Origin of the sequence: Prevotella sp. MGM1 (assembly GCF_002933775.1) — a bacterium.
Classification (GTDB): domain Bacteria; phylum Bacteroidota; class Bacteroidia; order Bacteroidales; family Bacteroidaceae; genus Prevotella.
Genome location: NZ_BEWV01000174.1, coordinates 1 through 11,425 on the forward strand (window position 1 = coordinate 1; position 11,425 = coordinate 11,425).

At 49.9% G+C, this 11,425-nt stretch carries 10 protein-coding genes; 7 read left to right on the forward strand and 3 right to left on the reverse strand.

Features of this window, described 5'->3' with window-relative positions:
• Positions 1 to 472 precede the first annotated feature (472 nt).
• From MoGM_RS06485 to rodA, 7 genes are all read left to right on the forward strand, one after another.
• Positions 473 to 1,378 carry an Abi family protein gene (locus tag MoGM_RS06485; RefSeq protein WP_104369294.1) on the forward strand — a complete coding sequence of 302 codons (906 nt, stop codon included), beginning with the start codon at positions 473 to 475 and terminating at the stop codon, positions 1,376 to 1,378.
• 531 nt (positions 1,379 to 1,909) lie between these two features.
• A complete protein-coding gene (locus MoGM_RS06490; RefSeq protein WP_104369295.1) occupies positions 1,910 to 2,503 on the forward strand; it encodes an IMP cyclohydrolase in 594 nt (197 codons plus the stop codon).
• Positions 2,504 to 2,603: 100 nt separating this feature from the next.
• Positions 2,604 to 3,626, forward strand: coding sequence for a rod shape-determining protein (locus MoGM_RS06495; RefSeq protein ID WP_104369296.1), 1,023 nt, complete (start codon positions 2,604 to 2,606; stop codon positions 3,624 to 3,626).
• Between the two features lie 284 nt (positions 3,627 to 3,910).
• Positions 3,911 to 4,777, forward strand: coding sequence for a rod shape-determining protein MreC (gene mreC / locus MoGM_RS06500; RefSeq protein WP_104369297.1), 867 nt, complete (start codon positions 3,911 to 3,913; stop codon positions 4,775 to 4,777).
• 12 nt (positions 4,778 to 4,789) lie between these two features.
• Positions 4,790 to 5,290 carry a rod shape-determining protein MreD gene (mreD, locus tag MoGM_RS06505; protein WP_104369298.1) on the forward strand — a complete coding sequence of 167 codons (501 nt, stop codon included), beginning with the start codon at positions 4,790 to 4,792 and terminating at the stop codon, positions 5,288 to 5,290.
• Positions 5,287 to 7,128, forward strand: coding sequence for a penicillin-binding protein 2 (gene mrdA / locus MoGM_RS06510; protein WP_104369299.1), 1,842 nt, complete (start codon positions 5,287 to 5,289; stop codon positions 7,126 to 7,128). The genes mreD and mrdA overlap by 4 nt, the downstream gene beginning before the upstream one ends.
• A gap of 54 nt (positions 7,129 to 7,182) precedes the next feature.
• Entirely contained in the window at positions 7,183 to 8,652 is a 1,470-nt protein-coding gene (gene rodA, locus MoGM_RS06515; RefSeq protein WP_104369300.1) for a rod shape-determining protein RodA, read from the forward strand.
• 14 nt (positions 8,653 to 8,666) lie between these two features.
• Here rodA and MoGM_RS06520 read toward each other — a convergent pair whose 3' ends face one another.
• The 3 genes from MoGM_RS06520 to MoGM_RS06530 form a co-directional block, all read right to left on the reverse strand.
• Entirely contained in the window at positions 8,667 to 9,155 is a 489-nt protein-coding gene (locus MoGM_RS06520; protein WP_104369301.1) for a gliding motility lipoprotein GldH, read from the reverse strand.
• Positions 9,118 to 10,419: a regulatory iron-sulfur-containing complex subunit RicT gene (locus tag MoGM_RS06525; protein ID WP_104369302.1), complete on the reverse strand. Its 1,302-nt coding sequence runs from the start codon at positions 10,417 to 10,419 to the stop codon at positions 9,118 to 9,120. The genes MoGM_RS06520 and MoGM_RS06525 overlap by 38 nt, the downstream gene beginning before the upstream one ends.
• A gap of 55 nt (positions 10,420 to 10,474) precedes the next feature.
• A partial coding sequence (locus MoGM_RS06530) for a DNA polymerase III subunit delta (RefSeq protein ID WP_104369303.1) occupies positions 10,475 to 11,425 on the reverse strand: 951 nt, incomplete at its 5' end.

Consider the following 11,425-nt stretch of genomic DNA (forward strand, 5'->3'; position numbering starts at 1 on the left):
AACACTATACTCTTGATACTCTCTCCCGCCCACCGGAAAAATCCGCTGACCCAAAATCGTCCGAAGCCAATAAGGGCTGTATACAATACACCTCATGAGGCGTTCCCGTTGCTTTGTTCTTGACAACTTTTGCTCGAACTGCCAGATTCTTACACTGTCAAAACCAAAGCGTACAGTTACGCCTTATATGTATATATGTCTGCCCAACCTCTGCCCATCGGGACTTCCGGTATGGGCATAGACGTTACAAAGGTAACACTTTTACTTTGAAAACCACCTTGTTTGGCTGGTAAAGTATGACTTTTAGGTCTGATTTAACATTATTAAATATAAATATGTCAAAGAATTCCACTTTTGCGTAATTTTTCTCGCTAAAAAGTTTGTATTATCAATGATTATTCGTATCTTTGCAGCAACAGAATCCGCCACGCTTCCCATTTGAACAGCGAACCAGGGCGGGTCTTTTGCTTTTATGGGAACATTAAGATTATACACAAAACAGGCTCTTTCTATTTCCGAACAAATAGAACTACTAAAAAGTAGAGGCTTAAATATTGCTGATTCATCCGAGGCTGCAAAATTTCTTGGAGAGGTCAGTTATTTTCGTTTTGTCCAATACCTTCGTCCTATGGAGGCTGACAAGACTACGCATCAATTTAAGCCTAATAGTAGATTTGAAGATGCCGTAGCTCTCTACAACTTTGATATAGAATTGAGAGATTTGATGTTCAAGGCAGTCCAACGATTAGAGATAGCTTTGCGCACAAAGATTATACAAGAGTTCTCTTTGGCTCATGGATCGTTTTGGTTCTTTGATACAAGTCTTGCTGACGATGAGCACAAGTTTATTGAGAATATGAACTCCATAGATAGAGAACTTCAACGTAGCAAGGAGGACTTTATCAAAGAGCATAGGCACAACTATGACAAGCCGATATTCCCTCCAGCATGGAAAACGCTTGAACTTGCATCTTTCGGCACGCTTTCAAAACTCTATTACAATTTCAGTGACAAGAAATTGAAGAAGCGTGTAGCTCGTCAATTCAATCTTCCACAGCATGAGGTGTTGGAAAGCTGGATGCGTAGTGTAACTGTCCTTAGAAACTGTTGCGCTCACCACTCACGACTTTGGAATCGTTATCTCTCCAACGCTCCACAAATGAATGCCTCTTTACGTGGTGCGTGGGTGAACATTGATGGTGTTGATGCGAACAAAGTATATGCTATAGCCTGTTGTATTGCATATTGGCTTGATTCGATGGGATATGGATTGGACTTCAAAAATGACCTCAAATCCTTACTCGTTTCTTATCCACAGGTAGACCCTGCAGCAATGGGATTCCCTGAAAATTGGTTTTCGGAGCCTCTATGGAGATAACTTTATAGATAAAATACATATAAGCCTGTCGGTAGTGAACATCCCTCACTATCGACAGGCTTTCATTTTTACGTTCAGCTAATTTGATACTAATGAAGGTTAAATACGTTAAATCTCACGCTTTTCGTATCTAATCAGAATCCATACGGTCACTTTTCTACCGTTTAGAGCATATAATACTGATAATCAACTAATAATAGATACTATAATTGAAACAAACCAAAACGTAGCGACCAACAACAATAAATCTATCAAAAATCAAAGTGTTTTTCATGCAAAATCAGCCTGATTTTTACTAGAAAAGCATCAGCTCGCCAAACAAACTTCCACAAACACGCAAGCATAAAAAGTCTGATGTTTTATCTACAAAATACCCACAGCAATTCAGGCCTCGTCCGGCAACCAAAGGATATAAATCAAAAATAAACCGCGACGCAATGTTTTTTCTGTCAAAAAAGATTGTCAAACCAACCCTTTTTATTAACTTTGCAACCTCTATTAAAAAATAATGCATTATAATATAAAACCGGTATGGCTGAAACAAAAAAAATCAAGACTGCACTCATCTCCGTTTTCCACAAAGACGGACTCGACGAGTTGCTGAAAAAACTTAATGAAGAAGGTGTAGAGTTTCTTTCTACGGGAGGTACGCAACAGTTTATCGAATCGCTCGGCTACAACTGCCGCAAGGTGGAAGACGTGACAACATATCCGTCTATCCTCGGAGGCCGGGTCAAGACACTGCATCCCAAAGTATTCGGAGGTATCCTCGGACGCCGCGACAACGATGGCGACCGCCAGCAGATGGCCCAATACGAAATTCCGGAGATTGACCTCGTAATCGTAGACCTTTACCCATTCGAAGACACCGTGGCAAGCGGAGCTTCCGATGCCGACATCATCGAGAAGATAGACATAGGCGGAATATCGCTCATCCGCGCCGGAGCTAAAAACTTCAAGGATGTAGTGATAGTGCCGAGCAAGGCCGAATATAGCATGTTGCTCGATATAATCAACAAGAACGGAGCACAGACCGACATCGCAGACCGCAAGATGTTTGCCGAGCGTGCATTCGGAGTGAGCAGCCACTACGATACCGCCATACACGAGTGGTTCGCAAAATAATTCACAATTCAATGTTTGCGGCCGGTAGATGCCATAAGCGGAAGCCAGCACAAAAGGCATGTCGGCCGCAAACCATTGAGATTTAAAACCGTAAAAGACAATGGGATTTTTTTCTTTTGTTCAGGGAATAGCGATGGATCTTGGCACAGCCAACACCATCATCATCAGTGACGACAAGATCGTGGTCGACGAACCGTCTGTGGTGGCTCTCGACCGCCGCACGGACAAAATGATCGCCGTGGGCGAGAAAGCGAAACTGATGTACGAGAAGACCCACGAGAACATACGCACCATACGTCCGTTGCGCGACGGAGTTATTGCCGACTTCTCTGCCTGCGAGCAGATGATGCGCGGACTTATCAAAATGGTACACACTGGAAGCAGGCTCTTTTCACCGTCGTTGCGAATGGTCATCGGCGTGCCTTCAGGTTCTACCGAAGTGGAGCTGCGTGCTGTACGCGACTCGGCCGAGCATGCCGACGGACGCGATGTGTATCTGATTTTCGAGCCTATGGCCGCGGCTATAGGCATCGGCATCGACGTGGAAGCGCCTGAGGGAAACATGATTGTAGACATCGGTGGAGGCTCGACCGAGATTGCGGTAATCTCACTCGGAGGTATCGTGAGCAACAACTCCATACGAGTGGCCGGTGACGACCTCACAGCTGACATACAGGAATACATGAGCCGCCAGCACAACGTGAAAGTGAGCGAGCGCATGGCAGAGCGCATCAAGATACACGTAGGCTCGGCACTCACGGACCTCGGTGACGAAGCTCCGGAAGACTATGTGGTGCACGGCCCAAACCGCATCACAGCTCTGCCAATGGAAGTGCCCGTGTGCTATCAGGAGATTGCCCACTGCCTCGACAAGACAGTAGCCAAGATAGAGAGTGCGGTACTCTCTGCGCTTGAAAACACTCCGCCCGAGCTTTATGCCGACATCGTGAAAAACGGAATTTACCTCAGTGGTGGCGGTGCCTTGCTTCGAGGACTCAACAAGCGACTTACCGACAAGATGGGTATACAGTTCCACGTGGCCGAAGACCCGCTGCACAGCGTAGCCAAGGGAGCGGGCATAGCGCTTAAAAACGTAGACCGGTTCTCGTTCCTGATGAGATAGTTTTAAAGATAAAAAAGTAAAAGGGCAAAAGGGTAAAAAAGTAATGACAAGGTCATGGAAGACCGAAAAGGGGAAGGCTACAGACTGAAAGTTTATACAAAGGCAAACCGGCAATACGAAAAAGTCAAACCGTAAGTATAGAAAGACAAGTCGGAAGTATGTAAAAGACATACGGAAACCATGAAAGCCGTAGAGACTACAGAAACCATCCATGAGGCAAATTTCTCCCGTACAATATCTTTTTACCTTCTACTTTTTTACCTTTTTACCTTTAAAAGTTTTTTATGCGTAATCTGTTAGAGTTTCTCACCAAGTACTATCACTGGCTGCTGTTCGTGGTTCTCGAAGTCGCATCGGCAGTACTACTGTTCGGATACAACAATTATCAAGGCAGTGTATGGGTGTCGTCGGCCAACGCCGTCACGGGAAAGATATACGAATGGCACTCTGCCGTGGAGTCGTTTTTCTCGCTGATACAGGTCAACGAGGAACTGACGCTTCGCAATTTTTATCTCGAACGCCAGGTAAACCAACTGTCAAGACTGTATACCGAAGCCACCGGTGACAGCATGGCCACCGACAAAGGTGAGCTGCGCATGCTCAGACAATACACCCTGGTACCGGCAAAGGTGGTGAGCAACTCGCTCGAAAAGGAAGACAATCTCATAACCATTAACCGCGGGAAGGCGGACGGCATCGAACCGGACATGGGCGTGGCGTGCGGCACAGGCATAGTGGGGGTAACTTATCTCGTGTCCGACCACTACACCGTGGTGCTTCCGGTTCTTAACACCAAGTCGCGGATAAGCTGCGCAATACGCGGCCGCGGATATTTCGGATACCTGCACTGGCAGGGCGGCGACCCAGGAACAGCGTTTGTGGAAGACATACCCCGACATGCCAGATTTAAACGGGGAGACTGGGTCGAGACAAACGGATACTCGTCGATATTCCCGCCTGGAGTGCTCGTAGGAAAGATTTTGCAGGTATACAACTCGCGCGACGGGTTGTCGTACAGACTCAAGGTACAGCTTACCACCGACTTCGGACGACTGCGCGACGTGTGTGTAATCAACGACAAGAGCATAGCCGAAAAGGCTAAACTGATAGGGGCGGCAAGAGACTCCATGCAGAATACAATAAGAAGATAAATCCATAAAAGCATGACTTTCGAACTGATAAAACGGACCGGCATTTTCATTGCGCTGTGCCTGATGCAGGCACTGGTGCTCAATCGCATACATCTGTTCGACTGCGCCACACCGCTACTCTACGTTTATTTCGCCATCACAATACCGAGAAACCATCCCAAGTGGGCAGTGCTCTTGTGGTGCTTCCTGCTTGGCCTTGCGATAGACACTTTCTCAAACACACCCGGAGTGGCATCGGCATCACTTACGCTCATAGGTGCCATACAACCATACTACCTCGAACTTTTCATTCCCCGCGAAGCGACAGAAGACCTCGTGCCGTCGGCATCCGAACTTGGCACGATGAAGTATTCTTTTTACGCCGGGACACTCATCATCCTGTATTGCCTCGCTTTCTTCACGCTTGAATCCTTCAACTTCTTCAACTGGTTGCAGTGGCTCGAATGCGTGGGAGGCAGTGCTGCATTGACTTTTGTTTTAATCCTCACCATAGAGAGCGTCAGGAAAAAGTGAAAGACTACGGACTCGAAAACAGACGGTTTATCATTGCCGGGGTGGCCATTGTCATCGTGGTGACGTATATCATCAGACTGTTCACCTTGCAGATAATGAGCGACGACTATAAGAAAAACGCCGACTCAAACGCATTTCTCAAAAAGATCGAGTACCCGTCGCGGGGTGTCATCACCGACCGCAACGGCAACCTGCTTGTGTACAACCAGCCGGCATACGACATCATGGTGGTGATGAACGAGACCAGAAACCGTCTCGACACGACCGAGTTCTGCAACACGCTGAACATCACCAAGGAGTTCTTCGACAGCCGGATGGAAACCATCAAAAATACTCCCGGATACTCCCGGTTTACACAGCAACTGTTCATGAACCAGCTTTCGGACAGGGAATTCAGCGTATTCCAGGAGAAAATGTACCGCTTTCCTGGCTTCTACATACAGCGACGAAGCATCCGGCAGTATCAATATCCCTATGCGGCGCACGTCCTTGGCGACATGGCGGAAGTGTCACCAGCCGACATCGAGGAAGACGATTACTACATATCGGGCGACTATATTGGGAAATTAGGCGTTGAACGGAAGTACGAGAAACAGCTGCGCGGAGAGAAAGGAATAAAGATTTTGCTGCGCGACGCAAGAGGACGATTGCAAGGCAGCTATCAGAACGGAGCGTTAGACAGGCGTCCCGTGGCAGGAAAGAACCTCACGCTGACAATCGACTTGAAGCTGCAAGCATTGGGAGAGAGACTCCTCGAAGGGAAGATAGGCAGCATAGTGGCTATCGAGCCGTCTACCGGTGAGGTGCTCTGTATGGTGTCTTCACCCACATTCGACCCAAGAATGATGGTGGGCAGACTGAGGAGCAAAAACCACTCGCAGCTCGCTCTCGACGCATGGAAGCCGTTGCTCAACCGAAGTATAATGGGACTTTACCCTCCTGGCTCTACTTTCAAGACCACACAGGCACTGACATTTCTCAACGAAGGGATAACCTCCACAACCACTGCATATCCCTGCCACCTCGGATTCTATCACCGGGGACTGCATCTCGAATGCCACGGTCACAGTTCTCCGATTGCCGTTGTGGGCGCGTTGAGCACCTCATGCAACGCTTATTTCTGCTGGGGTCTGTATCACATGATAGGCAACCGCAAGAAATACGGCAATGTGCAGACAGCCATGAACACATGGCGCGACTACATGGTAAGCATGGGCTTCGGATATAAACTGGGCATAGACCTGCCCGGCGAGAAACGGGGCCTGATACCGAACGCCGAGTTTTACGACAAAGCCTACCGCGGATCGTGGAACGGACTGACCATAATAAGCATATCGATCGGACAGGGTGAGGTGACTGCGACACCGCTTCAAATAGCCAATCTCGGAGCCACAATCGCCAACAGAGGCTATTACTACGTGCCTCACGTGGTGAAAAAAGTACAGGACGAGCCGCTCGACACCACATATACACGCCGCCACTACACAATGGCGGAAAGCCGGGCCTACAACTATGTGGTGCAGGGCATGCGTTCATCCGTACTCGGCGGTACGTGCAGAGCCCTCGGGAAGTATGATTTCATGGCGTGCGGCAAGACCGGAACAGCCCAGAACCGCGGTCACGACCACTCCGTATTCATGGGCTTTGCGCCAATGGACAACCCTCAAATAGCCATCGCCGTGTATGTGGAGAACGGCGGATGGGGAGCCGATTACGGTGTGCCGATAGGCGGACTGATGATGGAACAGTATATAAACGGCAAGCTATCGGAAGAATCCATGAAGCAAGCTGACGACTTCCAGCGCCGCCGCATAGCATACGGAACGAGAGACAGATAAACGATTATAAAAAGACCCGGAAAACAATATCCGAAAAGCAAGTAAACGACAAAGATGAAGCAACGAACCGACAAGCCGCAAGGCGTGCTCCGCTCTCTCGACTGGTGGACGATAGGAATATATCTGGCACTCCTCACATTCGGATGGATAAGTGTCTGCGGAGCGAGCTACACATACGGAGACACCGACATATTCAGCCTCGACACCCGATCGGGCATGCAGATTGTATGGATTGGCACGTCGATATGCCTGGGTTTCGTGCTGCTGATGCTCGACGACAGGTTCTACGACACCTTCTCATATATCATATATGCCGCATTACTGCTGCTGCTTTTCGCCACGATATTCAATCCCCACTCGATAAAAGGCTCCCGATCATGGCTCGTCCTCGGTTCGCTACGCCTGCAACCGGCCGAGTTTGCCAAGTTCGCCACGGCTCTGGCACTTGCCAAGTTCATGAGCGGCTACGGCTACAGCATACACAAATTGAAAGACTTCGCCGTCACAATGGGCATCATTATCACGCCCATGCTCTTCATCATATTGCAGCGAGAGACCGGTTCGGCACTCGTGTATCTCGCTTTTTTCCTCATGTTCTACCGCGAGGGAATGCCGGGCAGCGTGCTTTTCACAGGTGTGGCGGCTGTCATTTACTTTGTCGTAGGCATTCGTTTCGAGTCTACCATGCTTCTCGACACCCCCACATCCATGGGCAAGTTCATTGTACTCTTGCTCGTACAAGTGTTCACTTCACTGATGATCGGAGTATATTGCAAGGAAAAAAAGATAATGTTCCAGATGCTCGCATACTCTCTCGGCATCACGCTTATATGTTTTCTGTTCTCCAAATACGTGATACCGTTCGATGTGGTATGGGTGCAACTGGCCATCAGCGCCATCATGACCGGCATACTGTTATGGCGCGGACTGGCAACCCGGATACGAAGTTATTTCTTCATCATGATGTTTGCCCTCGGCTCTATGGCATTCTTCTATTCGGCCGATTACGTACTCAATAATGTGATGGAGCCTCACCAACGTGTACGAATAAACGTGCTTCTCGGTCTTGAGGAAGATCTTTCCGGAGCCGGATACAACGTGCATCAGAGCGAGATTGCCATCGGTTCGGGCGGAATTGAAGGCAAAGGCTTCCTGCAAGGCACGCAGACAAAACTTAAATTCGTACCCGAACAAGACACGGACTTCATCTTCTGCACCGTCGGTGAGGAGGAAGGCTTCCTCGGGTCCACAGGAGTATTGCTGCTGTTCCTCGCCCTCATACTCCGCCTCATCCACCTTGCCGAGCGGCAACCGTTCCGCTTCGGCCGTGTATACGGCTATTCCGTACTTTCCATATTCCTGTTCCACGTGTTCATAAACGTGGGCATGGTGCTCGGCCTTACTCCCGTGATAGGTATCCCCCTGCCCTTTTTCAGCTATGGCGGCTCATCGCTGTGGGGGTTCACTTTCCTGCTGTTCATATTCCTCAGGATAGACGCCGGCCGCAATTTAGCGAGAAACTGATCCGCCCTGTCGTCCTATCTTATCCTGTCTATCCGCACTCCTATGTCGGCTATACCCGGCATGATTTCTCGTATCATGTTGTGCCGTACATTTATACGGAGTGAATCTCCGCTGTCGAGCCTTATGTTTTTAAGGTGGTATTTATATTGATAACAGCTCACTCCGCGCCCTTTCACAGCCCCGTCGTCCGCTATCAGCTTACAGTCCAGCGTATCGCTTATCATAACTCCCGACGGGAGTATCGTCTGGTCCACTATCAGGCATAATCCTGTGAACGGGTAAGAACCGTTTATCCGCAAGCCGATATGCTCACGATAATCACCCGCCACAGCCATCGGACTGACGTTGAACGTCAGTGTGTCGTTCTTCTCCCACCCCTCTATCGGCGTGTGCTCATAATGGTAATAAACGGTTTTACGGTTGCAAGACACAAGCGCCGTCGCAACCGTAAGTACCATCAGAGCCTCAATTGCCCTGTCCTTTATTGTTCTGTTCCCTCGCATCCCGATGCTGATTATTTCTCGGCGGCCGGTTACCTTGTCTGCGACCGCCTCTTCCATGTTGTGGTCTCTGGCTGTTTTCCGCCGCCGCTTCAGGCGCGTTCTGCCGGCCGGCAGCCGGCTTTCGCGGCCTGCGGGTCTCCTCCTGGCCGTCTTGCCGTGGCGGACGCCTGCCCGATTTCTTCTTTTTCCTGGCCTTGTCAAACCTTGATATGTTCTCATTGGCAAGCAGGTCCACCGGCCGTCCGCTGTCTTTATTTCCTCCGTCCTCTTGAAGAGACAGCGGCTTTTCGCCTCTCCGGTTCATCTCTATCACCGCCTTGGCCCGCTCCGCACTTATCACCTCAAGATTGGCAGCCATGCCCTTGTCAGTGGAGTATGTCACCATCCCGGCCAGAATATCGGACTTGAAGAGATAATAATCGCTGTCCTGCGTCTGCAATACGACTTCTTTGCTTGGCAACCGGCGGCCCGCTTCAACATAGTTGTCGACCTCATAGTTGAGGCAACACTTCAACTTGGCACACATACCCGCCAGTTTCTGCGGGTTGAGCGATATATCCTGGAAGCGCGCCGAGTTTGTGTTCACGCTCACGAAGTTTTTCATCCACGTGGCACAGCACAGTTCACGGCCGCACGGGCCCGTACCGCCTATGCGCCCCGCCTCCTGCCGAGCGCCTATCTGCTTCATCTCGATCCTCACATGAAACGTCTCGGCGAGCACCTTGATTAGCTGGCGGAAGTCTACACGCTCGTCAGCTATGTAATAGAATATGGCCTTGTTGCAGTCGCCCTGATACTCCACGTCGCCTATTTTCATCTTCAAGCCGAGATTTTTCGCTATCTGGCGGCTCTCTATCATCGTCTCGTGCTCACGGCTCTTTGCCTCACGATATTTATCCATATCCACCGGCCGGGCAATGCGGTATATACGCTTTATGTCATCTGCCGAGCGCAAGTTGGCTTTCTTCAACTGCATCTTGACAAGCCGTCCTGTGAGTGTCACCACTCCGATATCATGTCCGGGATTGGCCTCAACGGCCACGATGTCCCCTTTTTTCAGGTCAAGCCGGTTCACGTTGTGATAATATCCCTTTCTCGTATGCTTGAACTGCACCTCCACAAGGTCTGTGTCGTCGGTATTTCCGGGCACGTCAGCCAGCCAGTCGTATGTGTTAAGCTGCCTGTCCTGCCGGCCTACGGCTTCCTTGCACAGTCCCCGTCCGCACCCGCAGAATATCTCGTTTTCCTTTTCTTTGATGTCCATATCTTATTTCTATTATTTTATCTTTAATTATTTCTTCGCGCCACGGCATCTTCCGTCAGCTCTTCCGGATGAGCAATACTATCATTTGCAACGCCATATCGAAAAACACTATCTTGCCGTTGGCGTTCTGCCCTATATCTCTTATGGCCCTGTTCACGAGGTCGCATATCGGCAATATGTTTGCCTCATTGATGAAACGTGCAAAGTTCCGGGCAAACTCCTCTTCCTCCCTTGTCATGTATATGAGGTCGGGATTGCGGAAGTTATACATGAAATTCTCACGAGCCATCCGCAGGAAATATTCAAGAAAGCGTTTCTGCTTCTCACGGCCGAGTGACTGCATGGTGTCGCTCCACTTCTTCAGTTCCTTGACGTTGCGCATATACGCCAGCCTCATCAGCGTGCGGAACATATCGAGAAACAGCCTGCTCTCGCTGTCGGCACTCAACAGCTCGAGCGCTTTAATCCAGTCGCCGTCGGCCATCCGGGCTGTCCTTGCCGCATCGTCGGCCGACAGTCCGCGCCGTTCGGCGAGAGCCTGCCTCATGCTTGCCTCGTCAATGCGCCTCATGTCAATGCGCTGTGTGCGGCTGCGTATTGTCTCGAGCAGTTTGTCCGGCTCGTCGCATACCATGATGAACACAGTGTGACTCGGCGGTTCCTCTATGAGCTTGAGCATCTTGTTGGCACACTCGATATTCATGCGCTCCGGAAGCCATATTATCGACACCTTATAACCGCCACGGCTTGATTTCAGACTCAGCTTGCGTGTCAGCTCGTCACTCTCGCCCGCCGTGATGATGGCTTGCTGGTTTTCCGCTCCCATGGCCGTCATCCACCTGTCCATGGTGAAATAATGGCCGTCGGCGAGCATCTCGCGCCATTCCCGTGCGAAATCATCGCTCACCGGCTTGTGGTCGCTTCCCATCGAGGGCAACTTTATGGTGGGAAAAGTGAAGTGCAGGTCGGGATTGTTGAAAAGCGACACCGAGGCACCGGCGACCGG